The organism is Albidovulum sp. (assembly GCF_049646345.1).
Classification (GTDB): Bacteria; Pseudomonadota; Alphaproteobacteria; order Rhodobacterales; family Rhodobacteraceae; genus Albidovulum.
This window is the reverse complement of sequence record NZ_JBARVQ010000518.1, coordinates 1-20112: the sequence shown is the minus strand read 5'-3', so window position 1 is coordinate 20112 and position 20112 is coordinate 1. Positions and strand designations below refer to the sequence as shown.

Below are 20112 nucleotides of genomic sequence, written 5' to 3'. Positions count from 1 at the left end.
GGCCTATTCGCTGCAGGATCAGGGCTTCGACACGGTCGAGGCCAATCACCGGCTGGGGTTCGAGGATGACGAGCGCGATTTCCGGCTGGGCACGGCGCTCCTGAAAAGGATGGGCTTCGGCGCGGTGCGGCTCTTGACCAACAACCCGGCCAAGATCCGGATGATGGAAGCGAACGGAATAGACGTGACCGAACGCGTCCCCCTGAAGGTTGGCCGCACAAGGCATAACGAAGGCTACCTCGCCACCAAGGCAAAGAAGTCCGGCCACCTGCTATGAGCCCCGCCGATCTTGTGCTGACGCCGACCGGCCTGCGCTTCATGGGGCGGACCGTTCCTGTGTCTGTCGGACGCTCCGGCATCACCAGCGACAAACGCGAAGGCGACGGGGCCACACCCGCCGGAACCCACCGGATAATCGGCCTTCTCTACCGCGCCGACAGAATTTCAGCGCGCACCCTGCCCCCTTGGGCCCGGCCGATCCACCTGGAGGATCGCTGGTGCGACCTCTCCGGTCATCCCAACTACAATCACCTGACTCGCAAACCCTTTGGCAAAAGCGCCGAGCGCCTTCGCCGCCCCGATCCGCTCTATGACCTGATCCTGCCCCTGGACTGGAACTGGCCCAAAGCCAAACCCGGCAAGGGTTCGGCCATCTTCATCCACGCGTGGCGCCGCGCGGGCTACCCGACGGCAGGTTGCCTCGCCTTTTCCCGCCACGACCTTTTCTTCATCGCGCGAAACGCAGCACCCGGCACAAGGGTGATCATCCCGCCCCGCCCGTGACTTCCACTTGGGTGAAATATCCCGCGGTCCGGGGGACGCGAAGTCCCCCGGCGCTAACGGTAGTCGCGCGCGCCGAAAATGGCAGAGCCAACCCGCACATGGGTCGCCCCCGCCGCGATGGCCGCTTCGAAATCAGCACTCATCCCCATCGAAAGACCGGTCAGCCCGTTGCGTTTCGCCATCGCGGCCAGCATCGCAAAATGCGGGGTGCTGTCGGTATCCTCCGGCGGAATGCACATCAAACCGGAGAGCGGCAGGCCAAGCCCCCGGCAATCGGCGACGAACCCGTCGAGCTCTGCCGGAAGCACCCCCGCCTTCTGCGGCTCCTCGCCGGTATTGACCTGTACGAACAGCTCCGGACAGGAGCCCCGCGCATCGGCAAGCCGCGCCAGTTTCTGGGCAAGCGACGGTCGGTCAAGCGTATGGATCGCATCGAATAGATCGACGGCGATCTTGGCCTTGTTGGTCTGCAAGGGCCCGATCATGTGAACAGAAACGCCTGAATATCGCTCCTTAAGCGCCGGCCACTTGCCCACCGCTTCCTGGACGTAGTTTTCGCCGAATACCCGATGCCCCTCACCGAGAACAGCCTCCACGCGGTCCAAAGGCTGAACCTTCGACACCGCGATCAAAGCCACTGTCCCTTCGGCACGCCCCGCCGCCCTCTCTGCCGCCCGAACCCGCGCCGTGATGTCAGTCAGCGACATGCCCACCCTCACGCAACGCGTCGAGCATCGGTTTAAGGTCTTTCTCATATTGCTGCCACAGGGCAACCGAGGCTTTCGAGATCGGCTGACGCGCCTGAAAGACGGACAGCGTCTGGATCTTGCGCTTGTTTTCGTGGAAGGAAAGGCAGGCATCCTCCCACTCCAGCCCACAGGCCGCGATCAGCTTGCGGGTCTCCTCCTCGGGATTTGCGACAAGATCTTCATACTGGACCTCATAGAACCAGTCCGGCACCCGCGCGCGCCAGAAGTCGATCATATCGACAAATGTCCCGTAAAACGCCACGAGGTCATGCTGATCGTAGGCGTATAGATGCGTATCGTCCGGAAACTTGTTCTTGTAGATCGATAGCAGGTTGTCGCGCGGGTCGCGGCGCACGATGACGAAACGCGCCTTGGGCATCGCGAGCTTGACCAGACCCAGATACATGTAGGTCTGGATCGACTTGTCGGTGATCCGGTCCGCATCGGGAAACCGGTTCTGGATGTATTCTTTGAAGTGATGGCCAAGCCCCGCGACCTCATCGAGGTTCGGGGCATGCATGCGCCGCGCATTGATATCGTCTGAAATCAGAAGCTGGGCCGAACGCGCGCATTCTCCGACTTCACCGGCCCCGGTCACGGTCGAATGGCTGGCGATGATCTGTTCAATCAGGGTCGTGCCCGAGCGCGGCATGCCAGTAACGAAGATCGGCGCGAAATCGGTCACACCTTCAAGCACCGTCCCATGCCAATCAATGTCACCCAGCGCGGCCTTGGTTTCTGCCACCTGCTCGAAGCGTTGGTCGATCGAATAGGGGAAGAGCTTGCGCGTCAGCGCGTTCGCCTCATCGAGATAACGGAACACCCGGTCATAGTCCTTGACGTCTTCCAGCGCCTTGGCAATGGCAAAACCCATATTGACCTTGTCCGGCTCCCTCAGGGCCGGGTCCTCGTATCGTGTCAGCATCGTGTCGATGACCTGATCGCCAGGCTGCGTTTTGTGAGACATGATGAAAGCGCGGAAGTTTTCGCCGTTCAGCGGATCAAGATCGAAGCCGCGCCGGAACAGTTCCTCGGCCTTGTCAAACTGACCGAGCGTTTGCAATAGCTGCGCCTTGCCCCCGGTCGCGATGGGTGAGGCCGGATCGATCTGCAATGCAAGGTCGTAATTGGCCATGGCCTGATCGTCCCTGCCAAGCCTTGCTTGCGACTGGGCAAGCAGGGCCGTCGCATGGGCGCTTTTGCCGCCCCCCGAGGTTTCAATCGCCTTCTGGAAGGCATCCTCTGCCTTCGCGAAGTTCTTCAGCCGGGTGTAGAGATTTCCGACCGCCACATGGAACGGCATCGCATCGACCCCTGCGGCATGGGCGCGCTTCAGCAGGACGCCGGCTGCGTCATAAAGGCCCGATTGCGTGAATGAGCTTGCGAGATTCACAATCGCTGTCGGCAGACCCGGCGCCAGGACAACCGCCCGGCGGAAAAACTCGATGGCCTCCGCCTCGCGCTTTCGTTCGATCAGGAACCGCCCGAGATTGTCGTGAGCCTCGGCATATTTCGGATCGGTCTGGATCGTGCGCCGGAAATTCGTCTCGGCCATCCGGTCCTTGCCAAGACTGGCCTGCGCTGTGGCAAGCACGTTGATGGAAACCGCTGAATTTGGATGCTGCTTGAGTATCGCGACAGCCGCACGTTCTGCCTCCTCAAAGCGGCGCGCTTCGATCAGACCAAGAAGCTTTCTCAGCGGCGCGGGCTTGACGCCGCCTGTCTCGGGCCGCGTGCTGACCCGACGCGCACCAAACCGGTCTTGCAGCAGAACCTTCGTCTCGATAGGGACATCCGCGAATTTCAGCGACTTCAGAAATGCGGCCTCGATTTCTGGTGTGCCGCCAAGTGCGACCGCCTCAGCCCAAGCCATCCAGATGGCCCGTTCTGCGGGGCGCAACTTTAGTGCGGCCTGGAAATGCTGAAAGGCGCGGTCAAAGCGGTTGCTGGTCGTGAAGATGCGACCGGCCTGAAAATGCGCTTCTGCAACCTTTGGATTTGCTTCGATGATACGGCCGTAGATCTGCAAAGCCTCCTCAAGCCGACCGGCCTGATGCAGCTTCAATGCCTTTGCATAGGTCGTCTGGACCTCGTTCGGAGTCATTACGGTGGTCATCAATTCATCCGGCAAATCTGTGGGTTGCGGCGGACCTTATCGCCGCCCCGGGCCAATGTCGAGTTGGCGCCGGAAGCCCAAAAGGAAAAGAGCGGGCCGAAGCCCGCTCTTTCCATATCGTGAGCGTCGTTCGATTAGAACGAGAGGCCGAGACCCAGCGAGAAGCTGTGGTCGCCAGCGCCGTTGCCGGCAACGCCATCGTCGCTCGCACCGTAGCCCAGCATGGCAACCGCGCCACCGCCGAGGTCGTAGTTCGCGACCAGACCGAAGCCCGAGGGGTTCGGTCCAGCAATAGCGTCGTACTCGCCGTAGTTGGCGCCAACGGTCAGAGCGCCGGTGGTGTAAGCAACACCAAGGCCCCACCAGGCGTCGGAAGCAACACCGTTGCCAACCGCGTCAGCGGTGCCGTCGAGGTCAGCGTAGCCGAGCGAAGCAGAGAAGCCGCTAGCCAGAGCCGCCGAAGCGCTGAGGCCCCAAACGGTATTCACACCGTTGTCCTGCACACCAAGGCCGAGACCGATATCGGCGCCGCCCATGTTGCCGGACCACTTACCACCGAGCGACCAGTTGGTGTCGCCAACGCCAGCGTCGTCCATCTCGGCCGACACGGCAACGCCGAAGTCACCGAAGGAGTACTCGTAGCGCATGATCTGGTTGTCATAGGTCGCGTCGAGACCGGTGAACCAGTACGCACCAGCGTGGGTGGAGTGGTCGTCGGTCAGCGCGGTGCCGGTGTAGATTTCCGACAGGGCCCAGTCGAACGCGCCGTCGGTTTCACCGAGCGTCACCTTGCCGAACGCACCCGAAACCCAGAAGGCTTCGTCGTCGAACGCCGGTGAACCGTTCGGGTTCGAACCGTTGGTGTCGTCCAGCTGGACTTTACCGCCGAACTCGAGACCGTTGTCGGTCGAGCCCGAGAAGTTGAAGTTGATCACGACGTCGTTGTGGAACTGCGTCTCGATCAGGTCGCCGCCGACAATACCCATTTCGGCATAACCGGTCACCGAAACTCCCTGAGCCGCAGCAGCGCCGGCGAAGCCGACGATAGCGGTCGAGGCAAGAAGGATCTTTTTCATTTCGTATTCCCTCGTTGATCTAAAGAGTAGGCCCAACTCAGGGGAATCCGAATTGGGTATGCGTCTATTTCCGCTCTACGGTCGCGCAATGCAACGGAAAGGACCCCGGCCGGGGGAAGACTCAGCCTTGATGGTGCAGTCTTGCCACAGTTCCCCGAAGCGCCGCCAGATTCGCGCCGAACCCCCTGACCGGAAAAGCCTTGTTCGCGCCGGAACGCTCAGATAGACAGCGGGAAAAGGCATTCGCGGGGTGGCTCATGAAGGTCCGGATGATTATGCGCGGGGCGATTCTGTCCGGGCTTGTTGCAAGTCTCGGCGCTTGTAACGGCATTGCCTCGGGCGATAGCGGACTTTTCGGACGCAATCGCGCGCCCGCAACCGATGAAGCTGTGCTGGACGCGAAAGCCAGAGCTGAACGGCAGCGCGGCGTTGATGAATCGTTTGTGACCAAGCGGAAATCGCGCACTGAAAGCGCCCGGGCGAACAAGAAGCGAGGTCGACTGTTTGACCTTTTCTCCAACAACACCGACCCGAACAATACGGTCGAGGTCAACAAGTACCTCTGGCAGGCCTCGCTCGAGATTCTCGACTTCCTTCCGGTCCAGACGGTCGATCCGTTCTCGGGCGTGATCGTTACCGGCTTCGGCACGCCGCCGGGCGGCGGACAGGCCTATCGCGCCACGATCTATGTCCAGGACCCGGCACTTGATGCGCGCTCGCTGAAAGTGGCGCTGGCCAGCCGATCCGGTGCGGTCGATCCCGCGACCCAGCGCGCGGTCGAAGATGCCATCCTGACCCGCGCGCGGCAGCTGCGCATCCGCGACAGCAAGCTGTAAGGCGCTTTCCGGCGACTGAATGGGGCGGGAACAGAGGGAAACTCTGGACCTTGCCCACGGCACTTGTATAACCGGCGCGGACCAAGTGCCGAGGATAAAGCATGTCGCGCTACGACCCCGCCCAGATCGAACCGAAATGGCAGACCGCCTGGGACGAGGCCGGTTGCTTCACCGCGCGGCGCGATCCGGCCAAACCGAAATACTATGTGCTCGAGATGTTTCCCTATCCGTCGGGGCGCATCCATATTGGCCATGTGCGCAACTACACGATGGGCGACGTCGTAGCGCGCTACAAATCCTCCTGCGGCTTTTCAGTGTTGCATCCGATGGGTTGGGACGCCTTCGGCATGCCCGCCGAAAACGCGGCGATGGAACGCGGCGGTCATCCCAAGGACTGGACCTACGGCAACATCGCGCAGATGCGCGACCAGATGAAGCCCTTGGGCCTCTCTATCGACTGGTCCCGCGAATTCGCCACCTGCGACCCGGACTATTACGGCCAGCAGCAGTCGATGTTCATCGACTTCATGGAAAAGGGGTTGGTCTACCGCAAGAACGCGGTGGTGAACTGGGACCCGGTCGACATGACCGTTCTGGCCAACGAACAGGTCATCGACGGCAAGGGCTGGCGCTCGGGTGCCGAGGTGGAGCGGCGCGAACTGACGCAATGGTTCTTCCGTATCTCGGATTTTTCGGGCGAGCTTCTGGACGCCATCGACGGGCTGAAGGACTGGCCGGAAAAGGTGCGGCTGATGCAGGCCAACTGGATCGGAAAGTCGCGCGGATTGCAGTTCGCCTTTTCGACAGTAAATGCTCCCGAGGGCTTTGATCGGCTGGAGGTTTACACGACCCGGCCCGACACACTGATGGGGGCGTCGTTTGCTGCGATCTCGCCCGATCACTCGCTTGCCAGGCATCTGGAACGGCACGACCCGAAGATCGCCGAATTCGTCGCCGAATGCCGGCGCATCGGCACCTCGGAAGAGGCGCTGGAAAAGGCCGAGAAGAAGGGGCTGGATACCGGCATCCGTGTCCGCCATCCCTTTGACGAGGCTAGGGAGCTGCCGGTCTATATCGCCAATTTCATCCTGATGGATTACGGCACCGGCGCGATCTTCGGCTGCCCGGCGCATGACCAGCGCGACTTCGATTTCGCGACGAAATACGGCTTGCCGATCCCGCCGGTCTTTGTGGCCGAAGGGGCGGAAGAGGCAGCGCTGACCGAGGCCTATGTGCCGATGAAGTCCGAACGCGTCCGTTATGTGCGCGGCTTCGCGGGGGATGAGGTTCAGACCGGTGAAGCCGCCGTCGATGCCGCGATTTCCTTCTGCGAAGGCAAAGGCGTCGGCCGGGGTGTCACCAATTACCGCCTGCGCGACTGGGGCGTCAGCCGCCAGCGCTATTGGGGCTGCCCGATTCCGGTCGTCCACTGCGAGGCTTGCGGCGTGGTGGCCGAGAAGAAGGAAAACCTGCCAGTCGAACTGCCCTATGACGTCAGCTTTGACCAGCCGGGCAATCCCCTTGACCGCCACCCGACCTGGCGGGATGTACCTTGCCCGAAATGCGGCGCGCCCGCGAAGCGTGAAACCGACACCATGGACACTTTCGTCGATTCGTCCTGGTACTTCGCCCGCTTCACCGCACCGCATGCCAAGACCCCGACGATTGCCGAAGATGCCGAGTACTGGATGAATGTCGACCAGTATATCGGTGGAATCGAACATGCGATCCTGCACCTTCTCTATTCGCGCTTCTTCGCCCGGGCGATGCATATCTGCGGCCACCTGCCGAAAAAGGCGACCGAGCCCTTCGACGCGCTTTTCACCCAAGGCATGGTCACGCATGAGACCTATGCGACGCGGGGGCGCGACGGCCGCCCGGTCTGGCATACACCGGATGACGTAACCCGCTCCGCCGATGGTGCGACACTCGCCGATGGCACACCGGTCGAGGTTGGTCCGGTCATCAAGATGTCGAAGTCGAAGAAAAACGTCGTCGACCCGATGGACATCATCGCCCGCTACGGCGCCGATACCGCGCGCTGGTTCGTCATGTCCGACAGCCCTCCGGAGCGGGACGTGGAATGGACCGCCGCCGGGGCCGAAGCGGCCCACAAGCACCTGAACCGGGTCTGGACCCTTTGTGACCGGATCGCTTCGCTGCCCGACGGCAAACCCGGCACGGGGGATGAGGATCTGATCCGCGCCATGCACCGGGCGGTGCATGACGTGACCCAGACGATCGAGGGCTTTGCCTTCAACAAGGCCATCGCCAAGCTTTACGAATTCGCCAACGCGATCCAGAAATCCGATGCCTCCAAGCCGGTGCAGCGGCAGGCGATCATGGTGCTGGCGCAGCTCATGTCGCCGATGACCCCGCATCTGGCCGAGGATATCTGGGCCCATCAGGGCGGCGAAGGGCTGATCGCGCAAGCGCCCTGGCCCAAACCCGATCCGGCGATGCTGGTCGATGACACCGTCACCCTGCCCATTCAGATCAACGGCAAGCGCCGCGCGGAAATCAGCGTTCCAAAGGATATGCCCGCATCCGAGGTTGAAAAGATCGTGCTGGCCGACGAAGCTGTCGTCAAATTCCTTGCCGGTCAGCCGGTCAGGAAGCTCATCGTCGTGCCGGGGCGCATCGTCAATGTCGTCATCTGATCGCAGAACCTTCCTGACACTTGCGGCAGCCCTGCCGCTGGCCGCCTGCGGCTTTGCACCAGCCTACGGGCCGGGCGGGGCCGCGTCGGGATTGCTGGGCCGGGTTGAGATCGATGCACCCTCAAACAAGGACCAGTTCGATCTGGTCGAACGGCTTGAAGAACGGCTTGGTCGCCCCTCGACCGCGAAGTACCGGCTGTCTTACCGGGTCAGCGTCACCGAAGAGGGACAGGCGATCAGCCGGACCAACCGGACCAACCGCTATCAGCTGATCGGGACGCTGTCCTACACGCTGCACGGGGCGCAAAACGGCAAGGCGCTGAGTTCCGGCAAGGTCTCGTCCTTCACCGCCTATTCCGCCTTTGGCACCTCGGTGGCGGCTGCGGCTTCCGAGGCCGACGCCCGCACCCGTCTGATGCGTATCCTTGCCGACCAGCTTGTTACTCAGCTTATCGCTACATCGGCGGAGTGGAACCAGCCGTGAAGCTTTCCGGCGCAGCAGCGACCCGGTTCTTCGCTGGGCCCGAACCTGACCGCGCGGGCCTGTTGATTTTCGGCATGGATGCGATGCGCGTGGCGCTGAAGCGGCAAGAGGTCATCGCCGCCCTGATCGGACCCGAGGGCGAGGCCGAAATGCGTCTGACCCGCATTCCGGGCGGCGATCTGCGCAAGGACCCCGCACTGGTTGCCGATGCCTTGAAGGCGCAAGGCTTCTTTCCCGGCCAGCGGGTCGCCTTTGTCGAGGATGCGACAGACGGGCTCGCCCCGGTCCTGAAAGCCGCCCTGGCCGACTGGAAACCGGGCGACGCGATGCTGATCGTGACCGCCGGATCACTGAACAAGTCATCCGCCCTGAAAAAGGCGTTCGAGGATCACCCGAACGCCTATGCCGCCGGCATCTACGACGATCCGCCCAGCCGCGAAGAGATCGAGGCGGTGCTGGGCAAGGCGGGCCTGAAAGAGATCGGGCGCGAGGCGATGACCGATCTTCTGGCGCTCGCCCGCGATCTTGACCCCGGCGATTTCCGCCAGACGGTGGAAAAGGTCGCACTCTACAAGTTTGGCGATGCGACCCCCCTGACCCCCGCCGATGTCGCCGCCTGCGCGCCCGCGACAATCGAGGCTGAGGTGGACGATATCCTCCATGCCGCTGCCGAGGCGCGGGCGGGCGATATCGGCCCCCTGATGCGGCGGCTTGAGGGTCAGGGCGTGAACCCCGTGACCCTTTCCATCGCCGCGATGCGCCATTTCCGGACCCTGCATGTGGCGGCCTCCGCCCCGGGCGGCCCGGCCGAAGGCATCGCCCGCATGCGCCCCCCCGTTTTCGGCCCCCGCCGCGACAGGATGCTGCGCCAGGCGCAGAGCTGGGGGATGCACCGGCTGGAAACGGCGGTCGGCCTTCTGACCGATACCGACCTGACGCTCCGCTCCTCATCCCGCGCGCCCGCTATGGCCGTGATGGAGCGGGCCCTGATCCGGCTCGCGATGCTGAACCGCAGATAGCGCCACCTCGTCGGAAACCGGCCACGCAGACACGACTCGTCATGAGAACAAATCATGAATATACTTGGGCGACAGTCAGGGCCGCCGCATGTTCATTGAGCTTTCCGCAACGTCGAATTTCACCTTCCTCACCGGGGCTTCGCACCCCGAGGAGTTGATGGACGGGGTGGTGGGGCTTGGTCAGAACGCATTGGCCATCGCCGATCTGAATTCGGTTGCGGGGATCGTCCGCGCCCATGTCGAGGCGCGGGAGATCCGGCGCAAGACGGGCACATCCCCACGCCTTATCCCCGCAGCACTGATCCGGCTGACGGATGGCTTCACCGTCACCGCCCTGCCGCAGGATCGCAGCGGATGGGGGCGGCTTTGCCGGCTGATCTCGACGGGCCGCCTTCGGGCGCCCAAGGGGGAATGCTATCTGGGGGGCGATGACCTCATGGATTGGGGCGCGGGGATGGATCTGCTCCTCCACCCGCCGGATGAAACCGTGCGACAGGTGACCCCGCCCGAGGGCGGCGCGGGCGGATGGGTGCCGCAGGTGGAACGGCTGGCGCGCCGCCTTGGCCGGGATCATCTCTCGCTGCTGATGGCGCCCTGTTACGACGGCCGCGACCGCAACCGCTTCGACCGGCTGGCGGCACTGGCTGACCAGCTTGGCCTTCCCACCATCGCCTCGGCCCGTCCCCTCATGCACAAGGCCGCCCGCCGCCCCTTGGCCGATGTCCTGACCGCGATCCGCAACGGAGTGCGGGTCGACGACCTTGGCCGCGCTGCAATGATCCATGCCGAACAACGCCTGCGGTCGCAAGCGGAGATGCTGAAGATCTTCAAGGGCCATGAGGCGGCGGTTCACCGCACGGGTGAGATTACCGGACGCCTGACCTTCTCACTGGATGAGCTGCGTTACGAATACCCGTCGGAAATCTCTGCAGGCGAGGATCCTACGGCCCGGCTGACGCGGCTGACCCGCGACGGCCTGAACTGGCGCTACCCGCAAGGTGTGCCCGAAAAAGTCCGCAAGATGGCCGATCACGAACTCGCCCTGATCGCCCGGCTGAAATATGAGCCTTACTTCCTGACCGTCCGTGATGTCGTGGCCTTTGCCCGCGACAAGGGCATCCTCTGTCAGGGCCGTGGCTCGGCCGCCAATTCGGTGGTCTGCTACGCGCTCGGCGTCACCTCGGTCAGCCCCGAGGTCGGCACGATGGTTTTCGAGCGTTTTGTATCGGAGGCGCGCGACGAACCCCCCGATATCGACGTCGATTTCGAACATGAACGGCGCGAGGAGGTGATCCAGCATATCTACGAAAAATACGGCCGCCACCGCGCCGGCCTTTGCGCCACGGTCATCCATTATCGCGGCAAGCGCGCCGCGCGCGAGGTGGGCCGCGCCATGGGGCTTTCCGACGACACGCTCTCGGCCATGTCGAGCCAGATCTGGGGCTGGGGCGGCGGCGAGGTCTCGGCAGAGCGGCTGCGCGAGATCGGCCTTGATCCCGCCGACCGGCGGATGATGAAGACGCTGTCGCTCATCTCGGAAATTCAGGGCTTCCCCCGCCACCTCTCGCAGCATGTCGGCGGTTTCATCATGACCGAAGGACGGCTCGATGAACTGGTGCCGGTCGAAAACGCGACGATGGAAAACCGCACTGTCATCCCCTGGGACAAGGACGATATCGACGCGCTTGGTATCCTCAAGGTTGACGTGCTGGGGCTTGGCATGCTGTCGTGCATTCGCAAGGCCTTCGACCTGCTCAGCACGCATCACAAGACCCGCTTCACGCTCGCCACCCTGCCGCCCGAGGACCCGGCGGTCTACGACATGCTGTGCGAGGCCGATTCGATCGGCATCTTCCAGGTCGAAAGCCGGGCGCAGATGAACTTCCTGCCGCGAATGAAGCCGCGGAAGTTCTACGACCTCGTCATTCAGGTCGCGATCATCCGGCCGGGACCGATTCAGGGCGACATGGTGCATCCCTTCATCCGGCGGCGGAACGGACTGGAAAGCGTGACCTTCCCCTCGGACGCGCTGGGCGAGGTTCTGGGCAAGACCCTCGGCGTGCCCTTGTTTCAGGAACAGGCGATGCAGATTGCCATCATTGGCGCCGGGTTCAGCCCCGAAGAGGCCGACCGCCTGCGCCGCTCGCTCGCGACCTTCAAGAAACACGGCAATGTCAGCGAGTTTCACGACCGGTTCATGGAAGGGATGCGCGCGAACGGCTATGACGACGACTTTTCTGCCCGCTGCTTTTCCCAGATCGAGGGCTTCGGCAGCTACGGCTTTCCCGAAAGCCATGCGGCGAGTTTCGCGCTTCTGGTCTATGCCTCGGCCTGGCTGAAACACCACCATCCCGGCATCTTCGCCTGCGCGCTCCTCAATTCCCAGCCGATGGGCTTTTACGCCCCGGCCCAGATCGTGCGCGACGCGCGCGACCACGGGGTCACCGTCCTGCCGGTCTGCATCAATGCCAGCGAATGGGACAACCGGATGGAAAAGCGCGCCGACGGCACGCTCGCGCTCCGGCTTGGCTTCCGCCAGATCCGGGGGATTTCCGAGGAAGAAGGCATTTGGATCGAAGAGGCGCGCGGCAATGGCTACCGCGCGGTTGAGGATGTCTGGCGCCGCGCCGGGGTCGATACCGGCGTGCTGACGCTGCTGGCCGAGGCCGATGCCTTCGCCGCGCTCGGCCTCGCCCGCCGCGACGCGCTCTGGGCGGCGCGGGCCGTGTCGCCCGCAAAACCGCTGCCGCTTTTTGCCGGGGACATGGACGGAGAGGGGGTCGTGGAACCCGCCATCATCTTCGCCGAAATGAGCGAGGGCGAGCATGTGGTCGAGGATTACGCCGCCATGCGCCTTACCCTGCGCAGCCATCCGATGGCGCTGCTGCGATCACGTCTGACGTCGGGATATGGCAATACCTTCCCGCTTCCACCTGATCGAAATATCCAGTGCGTTTGTATTGTACGATGACAGTCGCGGGCGGGGCTCAGGCCCGGAGACGATGTCTTCGCATCTGGATATTTACGAACTCCCGCCCGCAACCATTCTTACACGCCAGCGACGGGCTGGATATCTGGACCAAGTGGAAGGGATGAGGGAAGGCTTGAGTGCGGCCGCGCGCTTCGGTATGCCGCTAGGGCAAAGGAGCCGCCCATGAGCCTGAATACCTACGGTCATCTGTTCCGTGTCACGACCTGGGGCGAAAGCCACGGGCCCGCGCTTGGCGCAACGGTCGATGGCTGCCCGCCCGGGGTTCCGCTGAAAGAGGCGATGTTGCAGCATTGGCTCGACCGCCGGAAGCCCGGTCAGAACAAATACACGACGCAGCGGCGGGAACCGGATGAGGTACGTATTCTCTCGGGTGTCTTTGAGGGCCACACGACGGGCACTCCCATTCAGCTGATGATCGAGAACACCGACCAGCGGTCGAAGGACTACGGCGATATCGCGCAGAAGTTCCGGCCCGGCCATGCCGACATCACCTATCACCAGAAATACGGGCTGCGCGATCCACGCGGCGGCGGACGATCCTCGGCGCGTGAGACGGCGGCGCGGGTGGCGGCGGGCGGAGTCGCGCGCGAGGCGCTGAAGCTGCTCGCGCCGGAGGTGCGTATCACCGGCTACATGGTGCAGATGGGGCGGCTGAAGGCTGACCGCGACCGGTTCGATATTGCAGAGGCGGAGCAGAACCCGTTCTGGTGTCCCGATGCCACGGCGGCGGCGATCTGGGCCGGACATCTTGATGAATTGCGCAAATCCGGCAACTCGGTCGGTGCGGTGGTGGAAGTCGTGGCCTCCGGCGTGCCCGCGGGGCTCGGCGCGCCGATCTATGCCAAGCTCGACACCGATCTGGCCGCGGCGATGATGTCGATCAACGCGGTCAAGGGGGTGGAGATCGGCGCGGGCATGGCGGCGGCCGAACTGACCGGGGTCGAGAATGCCGACGAGATCTTCATGGGCAATGACGGGCGCCCACGCTTCAGCTCGAACCATGCGGGCGGCATTCTGGGCGGCATTTCGACCGGGCAGGATGTGGTCGTGCGCTTTGCAGTCAAGCCGACCTCCTCGATCCTCACCCCGCGCAAGACGATCACCCTTGCGGGGGACGAGGCCGAGATCATCACCAAGGGCCGTCACGATCCTTGCGTCGGCATCCGCGCCGTACCGGTGGGCGAGGCGATGATGGCCTCGGTGATCCTTGACCATCTTCTGCTTGATCGCGGTCAGACCGGCGGCATTCGCGGCCCGATTGGTCCGGCATGAGCCTCGACCCGCTCCGTCAGGCACTGCGCGCGGCCCTGTCGCAGATGGCGGATGGGCAGGACAGTGCCCATGACCTGGCCCATGCCGACAGGGTCTGGGCCAATGCCAGCACCATCGCCCATGGCGAGGGGGTCGAACGATCCCGCGCGCTGCTGTGCGCGGCTTATCTGCATGACCTTGTAACCTTTCCCAAGGACCATCCAAAGCGGTCGCGCGCCGCGACGATGTCGGCACAGGCAGCAGGTCCGGTGATGGAAGCCCTCGACATCCCGGCAAAGGAAATCGCCCAGGCCCGCCATGCGATCGAGGCGCACAGCTTTTCGGGCGGGGTGGAGCCGCAGACGGCCGAGGCCCGCATATTGCGCGATGCCGACCGGCTGGAGGCTTTGGGCGCGATTGGCATTGCGCGGTGCTTCGCGGTGTCCGGCGCGCTGGGCAGGCCGCTTTTCAATCCTGAAGATCCGTTCGCGGTGGACCGCAATCCTGACGATCAACGCTGGGCGCTCGATCATTTCGCGGTGAAGCTGATGCAATTGCCGAAGACCTTCCTGACCGCCACGGGGCGTCAACTGGCCGAATTGCGCGTCACGCGCATGCGCCGTTACCTCGCCGATCTGGCCAGCGAACTCAGCGTGCCGCCGCCCGAGTGGTGAGCAATCCGGTCAACCGGTTGGACCGACGCTTTGCTTGGACAGTTGCACCGCAAGGATGCCCGCCGCGACAATGACGACCCCGACGATATCGGCCAGTCCGATCTTTTCGGCAAGCAGCAGCGCGGCCACGGCCACGCCGAAGAACGGGTTGAGGAAGTGGTAGGTCGCGGCCCGGACCGCGCCGATCCGCTCCACCAGCCGGAACCAGACCCATGTCGCGATCAGGCCCGGCACCAGCGTCGTATAGGCGAAGGCAAGGCCAAGGCGCGGGGTCCAGTTGACCTGCCAGCTTTCGGTCAGAAGCGCGGCCACGGCCAGTATGCCCGCGCCGACGAACATCTGAAGGCCCACGATCATCAGGACATTGCCCTTTGACGAGGTCCCGCGCACGGTCAGCGTTGCAACCGCCAGCGCCAGCGCGCCGATGCCGCAGAAGATCAGACCGGGAATGCTGACCCCACCCGAAAAGCGCGACCCCATGATGATCGCGACCCCGATCACGCCAGCGATCAGCCCGGCAATGCCCAAAGGTCGCACCTTCTGCCCCATGAAGAGCCAGCCGAGAAGCGCCACCAGCAGCGGCATGGTGGAGGCGATAATCGCCGCCAGCGAGGCCTCGATCCACTGCATGGCGACGAAATTCAGACCCAGATAGAGCGCGTTCTGGCAAAGACCGAAGATCGCCACCGACCGCCACTGATTGCGGCTGAGCGTCCAGCTTTGGCCCAGTGCCCGGGCAATGGCGACGCCAATCAGCCCCGAGATCAGGAAGCGCAGGCTGAGCGCCGTCAGCGGCGGCGCATCCGCCACGATCATCCGCGCCGAAGTGAAGGCCGAAGACCACATGAAGGCAAAGGCCAGCCCCATGAAGATCGAGCGGATATCCATGGGATGCCCCTGCCTTTGGCGTCAGATTTTACGCACTGCGCCCTTGGAGGCGCTGGTGGTCAGCGCGGCATAGGCACGGAGCGCGGTCGAGACCTTGCGCTTGCGCGGGGCGTCGGGCTGCCAGCCCTTGGCGTCACGTGCCTTGCGGCGGTCGGCCAGCACCGTGTCATCGACAGCCAGATGAATGCGGCGGTTGGGGATGTCGATTTCAATCGTATCGCCCTGTTCGACCAGACCGATCGTGCCGCCCTCGGCCGCCTCGGGTGAGACATGGCCGATGCAGAGGCCCGAAGAACCACCCGAGAAGCGCCCATCGGTGACCAACGCGCAGACCTTCCCCAGCCCTTTCGATTTCAGATAGGAGGTCGGGTAGAGCATTTCCTGCATCCCGGGCCCCCCGCGCGGCCCTTCATAGCGGATCAGCACGACCTCGCCCGGCTTGACCTTGCCGTTGAGGATGCCCAGCACCGCATCATCCTGACTTTCGAAGATATGGGCTGTGCCGGTGAATTTCAGGATCGAGTCGTCGACGCCCGCCGTCTTCACGATGCAGCCTTCCTCGGCGATATTGCCGTAAAGGACGGCCAGCCCGCCATCTTTGGAAAAGGCGTGGTCCGCCGCACGGATCACACCCGCCTTGCGGTCGCGGTCCAGCTCCTTGTAGCGGTTCTGGGTCGAAAAGGCCTGTGTCGTCCGCACGCCGCCCGGCGCGGCGCGATAGAACGTATCGACCGCATCGTCATTGGCGGTGACCACATCCCATTTCTGGATCGCCTCGGCCATCGTGTCGGAATGGATCGTGCGCGCATCCATATGCAGCAGACCCGCGCGCCCCATCTCGCCCAGAATGCCCATGATACCGCCCGCGCGGTGGACATCCTCCATATGCACGTCCTGCTTGGCAGGCGCGACCTTGCACAGGACCGGCACCTTGCGGCTGAGCCGGTCGATATCCTCCATGGTGAAATCCACCCCGCCCTCATGGGCGATGGCCAGAAGGTGCAGGACAGTATTGGTCGACCCACCCATGGCGATATCAAGGCTCATCGCGTTCTCGAACGCCTCGAACGTCGCGATATCGCGCGGCAGAAGACCCTTGTCCTCCACCTCGTAATGCCGCCGCGCCACTTCGACGATGGTGCGGCCCGCTTGCAGGAACAAAGCCTTGCGGTCGGCATGGGTGGCCAGCATCGACCCGTTGCCGGGCAGCGCAAGCCCCAAAGCCTCGGCCAGACAGTTCATCGAATTGGCGGTGAACATGCCCGAGCATGACCCGCAGGTCGGACAGGCGGCCTTTTCGATCTCCAGCACCTGCTCGTCGGTGTAGCTGTCATCGGCGGCAACGATCATCGCATCGACCAGATCGAGGTCATGATCGATCACGTCGGGGCTGATCTTGCCCGCCTCCATCGGTCCGCCGGAAACGAAGATCGCCGGGATATTCAGCCGCATGGCCGCCATCAGCATGCCCGGCGTGATCTTGTCGCAGTTGGAGATGCAGACCATCGCGTCAGCGCAATGGGCATTGACCATGTATTCGACGCTGTCTGCGATCACCTCGCGCGAGGGCAGCGAATAGAGCATGCCGTCATGGCCCATCGCGATGCCATCATCGACCGCGATGGTGTTGAATTCCTTGGCGACACCGCCAGCGGCTTCCACCTCACGCGCGACCATCTGGCCAAGGTCCTTCAGATGCACATGGCCCGGCACGAACTGGGTGAACGAGTTGACGATGGCGATGATCGGCTTGTTCCAATCACTGTCCGTCATCCCCGTCGCGCGCCAAAGGCCGCGCGCGCCGGCCATGTTGCGTCCGTGGGTCGTGGTGCGAGAGCGATAAGCGGGCATCATCATTCCTCCGTGAAGCGGCGCGACACTAGCCGAGGATTCGCAAGGGTTCCATGGCAAACCTGCGATTTGCGCTTGGGCGCGCGCGTTTCCTGTTCTTCGTAGCCCGGCAAAACACCCGCGCGCCCATCGCCCCGATTGTCCAATCATACCACCCGGTCGAGGTCGTCGCCCGCAGTGACCCCGCTGATCAACTGGTAAGAGAGCAGATCAGGGATTTCTTCCGGCAGGCGGATCAGGCGGCGCAGGCGCTGGGCCTGCCAGTCCTTGCAGGCCGCGGCTTCGATGGTCTGGGCGCGGTCGGGATCGACGAATTCGAAGCGCAGGACATCGCCGGGCCGCGCCTGTGCCACCCGGGGAAGATCGGCCTGCAGGACGGTTCCGATTCTCGGATAACCGCCCGTGGTCTGGCATTCGGCCATCAACACGAACGGTGTGCCGTCGCCGGTGATCTGGATGTCGCCGGGCACAACCATTTCGGACAGAACCGAAAGCCCGGCCTCGCTCGTGAAGGGCGCGCCGCGGGGCAGAAACCGCGCGCCCATCCGGTTGCCGCGCGCATCGCGGCGAAAGGTCTCGGCCACAAAGCGCGCCTGTTCGGCCGGGGCAAAGAGCCGCGTTTGCGGGCCACCCAGCACACGGATTGTGCCACCCTCGAAACGGGGGGCGGCATCAATGCCGAAACCGACAATTGCGGGATCCGGGTCATCTGCGACGGACAACGCGTCGCCCGCTTCGACGGTCGCGCCGATGCCACCTGCGAGATGTGCCGAACGGGAGCCGAGGCAGAATGGCGTGTCAAAACCGCCACCGACATGCAGATAACCGTAGCTTCCCTGCATGGCCGGGCCGATCGACAGCCTAGCGCCCTCGGGCAACAGATGGCTCGCCGCCCAGGCGATGGCCCGGCCATCGATCTCGGCCCGCATGGGCGCGCCTGTCAAAGCGATCCGCATATCGGCCGAGGCTTCGAAGACACCGCCGAAACCGGCCATTTCCAGCGCTGCCAGCCCCGGCTTCTGGCGCAGAAGTGCCGCACCCTCGTACAGCGCCAGACGGTCCATGGCGCCGCCACGTGACAGGCCGGAACCAAGGTGATTTTCGCGTCCAAGGTCCTGCACGGTCAACCCCGGACCGGCACTGCGAACGATCAGCGCCCTCATGGCAACAGCACTGAGCGTGCGCCACCATCCGGACCGGCCGCCTCCAGGGCGGAGTAGTCTTCGGCGCTGACGGGTTCAAAAACCACCTCGTCCCCGGGGCGAAGCGGGAACGGGTCCGCCGCATCGGGTCGGAAGGCGCGGAATGCGGTCTGGCCGATATGGCGCCAGCCGGTCGGGGTCGGGACGGAAAAAAGCACAAGCTGCCGTATCGCCACGCAAAGCGCGCCCACGGGAACACGGTCGGTCAGTTGCGTCTGGCGCGGAATGTCCCAGTCCGGGGCCAGCTCGCCCAGATAGGGCTGACCCGGCGCAAAGCCGATGGTCTGCACCCGGAGCCGTGTCTGCGCGATGGATTGCACCGCCTTTTCGGGTGAGAGGCCAGCCGCGGCGGCGGCCTCGGCCAGTTGCGGTGCGCGCGGGGTGCCGAACAGGCAGGGAATGCGCCATAGCCGCCGATTATCTGGCAAAGCCGCCCTGAACCAGTCGCGGCTGGCCAGAAGTGCTTCGATGTCGGCAATCAAGGCGGCGCGGTCGGCTTGCGCCTGATCTAGCCGCAGATAGGTCGAGGCGAGGCTGGTCGCGGTTTCCGCCACGCCAGACAAACCAGCACGATCCACCGCCGCACGGAACGCAAGCGCGGCCCTGTTGGCCGGTTCACTCAGCCGGTCGGCGAAACTGACCAGCAGGCCGTCGCTGCCAAGGGGAAACAGGCGCGGCCAAAGGGACACGCGACCATCGCGATCGGGGGGAACTGTCATTGCATCGCGTCTGGCAGGTAAAGGGCAATCCCGGGAAAGGCGATCAGCGCGGCCACCATGGCCAGCATGGCGGCGATATAGGGCAGAGTGCCGAGCATCACCTCGCTCATCTTTCCACCTTTGCGCGCGCCCTGAACCACATAAAGGTTCAACCCCACCGGCGGCGTGATCAGCGCCATCTCGATCAGGACGATCATCAGGATACCGAACCAGATCGGATCATAGCCCTGTTCGATCACCAGCGGCACGACAATCGGGATGGTGACAACCATCAGCGACAGCGTTTCGATGAAAAACCCCAGCACGATGTAGATCAGCACGATCACCATCATGAAGGCGAGCGGCGTGAGCCCCAGCCCGCCGAGAAATGCCTGCAATTCGCGCCCGATCCCGGCCGAGGCGAGCGTGAAGTTCAGAAACGACGCCCCGAGAATGACAAGCATGATCATGGATGTGATCTTGACCGTCCCGAGGATCGCCTCGACCAGCATGGCGATGCTGATGCCACCAAAGAGCGCGGCAATGCCGAAGGCTCCGGCAACGCCGACGGCGGCGGCCTCGGTCGGCGTGGCCCAACCTTTATAGATCGTGCCGATGATGATGCCGAAAAGCAGGATGATCGGGATCAGGTCCAGCAGGGCGCGCAGCATCTGCGGCAAGGTAAAGACGCGGCGTTGTCCCCCAAGCGCGGGGCGCAAGGAACAGATCAGGACCGTGATCAGGATGAAGGCCAGCGCCAGCGCGATGCCCGGGACCAGCCCGGCAAGGAACAGGCGCGGGATCGAGGTCTGGGTCAGGAAGCCATAGACGAT

General features: G+C 63.7%; 16 protein-coding genes and 1 pseudogene. 9 read left to right on the top strand and 8 right to left on the bottom strand.

All coding sequences use genetic code 11. From position 1 onward, the window contains the following. A pseudogene (locus WBB85_RS13300) lies at nucleotides 1-277 on the top strand (GTP cyclohydrolase II); the annotation flags it as partial. Beyond that, on the top strand, nucleotides 274-783 hold the full coding sequence (locus tag WBB85_RS13295) for a L,D-transpeptidase family protein (RefSeq protein ID WP_432639088.1): 510 nt from the start codon (nucleotides 274-276) through the stop codon (nucleotides 781-783). The pseudogene WBB85_RS13300 and the gene WBB85_RS13295, both read left to right, overlap by 4 nt. Before the next feature lie 53 nt (nucleotides 784-836). On the opposite strand, the gene WBB85_RS13290 is transcribed toward WBB85_RS13295, so the two are convergent. The 3 genes from WBB85_RS13290 to WBB85_RS13280 form a co-directional block, all read right to left on the bottom strand. Next, nucleotides 837-1490: a YggS family pyridoxal phosphate-dependent enzyme gene (locus tag WBB85_RS13290; RefSeq protein WP_432639087.1), complete on the bottom strand. Its 654-nt coding sequence runs from the start codon at nucleotides 1488-1490 to the stop codon at nucleotides 837-839. Next, nucleotides 1477-3648, bottom strand: coding sequence for a sulfotransferase (locus tag WBB85_RS13285; protein ID WP_432639086.1), 2172 nt, complete (start codon nucleotides 3646-3648; stop codon nucleotides 1477-1479). Before WBB85_RS13285 ends, WBB85_RS13290 begins: the two co-directional genes overlap by 14 nt. 134 nt (nucleotides 3649-3782) lie before the next feature. Next, the gene (locus WBB85_RS13280) at nucleotides 3783-4724 is read right to left on the bottom strand and encodes a porin (RefSeq protein WP_432639085.1); all 942 of its coding nucleotides are present in this window, start codon (nucleotides 4722-4724) and stop codon (nucleotides 3783-3785) included. A gap of 257 nt (nucleotides 4725-4981) precedes the next feature. Between WBB85_RS13280 and WBB85_RS13275 the strand changes: the two genes are divergently transcribed. The 7 genes from WBB85_RS13275 (at nucleotide 4982) to WBB85_RS13245 (ending at nucleotide 14640) form a co-directional block, all read left to right on the top strand. Continuing rightward, nucleotides 4982-5560 (top strand): DUF3576 domain-containing protein, encoded by a 579-nt coding sequence (locus tag WBB85_RS13275; RefSeq protein ID WP_432639084.1) that lies wholly within the window; start codon nucleotides 4982-4984, stop codon nucleotides 5558-5560. Nucleotides 5561-5661: 101 nt separating this feature from the next. Continuing rightward, a complete protein-coding gene (gene leuS / locus WBB85_RS13270) occupies nucleotides 5662-8220 on the top strand; it encodes a leucine--tRNA ligase (protein ID WP_432639083.1) in 2559 nt (852 codons plus the stop codon). Further along, entirely contained in the window at nucleotides 8207-8704 is a 498-nt protein-coding gene (gene lptE / locus WBB85_RS13265; RefSeq protein ID WP_432639082.1) for an LPS assembly lipoprotein LptE, read from the top strand. The genes leuS and lptE overlap by 14 nt, the downstream gene beginning before the upstream one ends. Next, on the top strand, nucleotides 8701-9723 hold the full coding sequence (gene holA / locus WBB85_RS13260; protein WP_432639081.1) for a DNA polymerase III subunit delta: 1023 nt from the start codon (nucleotides 8701-8703) through the stop codon (nucleotides 9721-9723). The genes lptE and holA overlap by 4 nt, the downstream gene beginning before the upstream one ends. 88 nt (nucleotides 9724-9811) lie before the next feature. After that, nucleotides 9812-12694 carry an error-prone DNA polymerase gene (locus WBB85_RS13255; protein WP_432639080.1) on the top strand — a complete coding sequence of 961 codons (2883 nt, stop codon included), beginning with the start codon at nucleotides 9812-9814 and terminating at the stop codon, nucleotides 12692-12694. A 183-nt stretch (nucleotides 12695-12877) separates the two neighbouring features. Beyond that, nucleotides 12878-13987, top strand: coding sequence for a chorismate synthase (aroC, locus tag WBB85_RS13250; protein WP_432639079.1), 1110 nt, complete (start codon nucleotides 12878-12880; stop codon nucleotides 13985-13987). Next, nucleotides 13984-14640, top strand: a complete 657-nt coding sequence (locus tag WBB85_RS13245) for an HD domain-containing protein (RefSeq protein ID WP_432639077.1) — start codon at nucleotides 13984-13986, stop codon at nucleotides 14638-14640. Before aroC ends, WBB85_RS13245 begins: the two co-directional genes overlap by 4 nt. A 9-nt stretch (nucleotides 14641-14649) precedes the next feature. Here the strand turns inward: WBB85_RS13245 and WBB85_RS13240 are convergent, their stop codons facing one another. The 5 genes from WBB85_RS13240 to WBB85_RS13220 all read right to left on the bottom strand — a co-directional run. Continuing rightward, entirely contained in the window at nucleotides 14650-15528 is an 879-nt protein-coding gene (locus WBB85_RS13240) for a DMT family transporter (RefSeq protein WP_432639076.1), read from the bottom strand. Between the two features lie 21 nt (nucleotides 15529-15549). Then, complete coding sequence (ilvD, locus tag WBB85_RS13235; RefSeq protein WP_432639089.1) at nucleotides 15550-17379, bottom strand: dihydroxy-acid dehydratase; 1830 nt, start codon at nucleotides 17377-17379, stop codon at nucleotides 15550-15552. Between the two features lie 146 nt (nucleotides 17380-17525). Next, nucleotides 17526-18542, bottom strand: coding sequence for a biotin-dependent carboxyltransferase family protein (locus tag WBB85_RS13230; RefSeq protein ID WP_432639075.1), 1017 nt, complete (start codon nucleotides 18540-18542; stop codon nucleotides 17526-17528). Then, entirely contained in the window at nucleotides 18539-19300 is a 762-nt protein-coding gene (locus WBB85_RS13225; protein WP_432639074.1) for a 5-oxoprolinase subunit B family protein, read from the bottom strand. The genes WBB85_RS13230 and WBB85_RS13225 overlap by 4 nt, the downstream gene beginning before the upstream one ends. Continuing rightward, on the bottom strand, nucleotides 19297-20112 hold an 816-nt coding region (locus tag WBB85_RS13220; RefSeq protein WP_432639073.1), incomplete at its 5' end, for a TRAP transporter large permease subunit. The genes WBB85_RS13225 and WBB85_RS13220, both read right to left, overlap by 4 nt.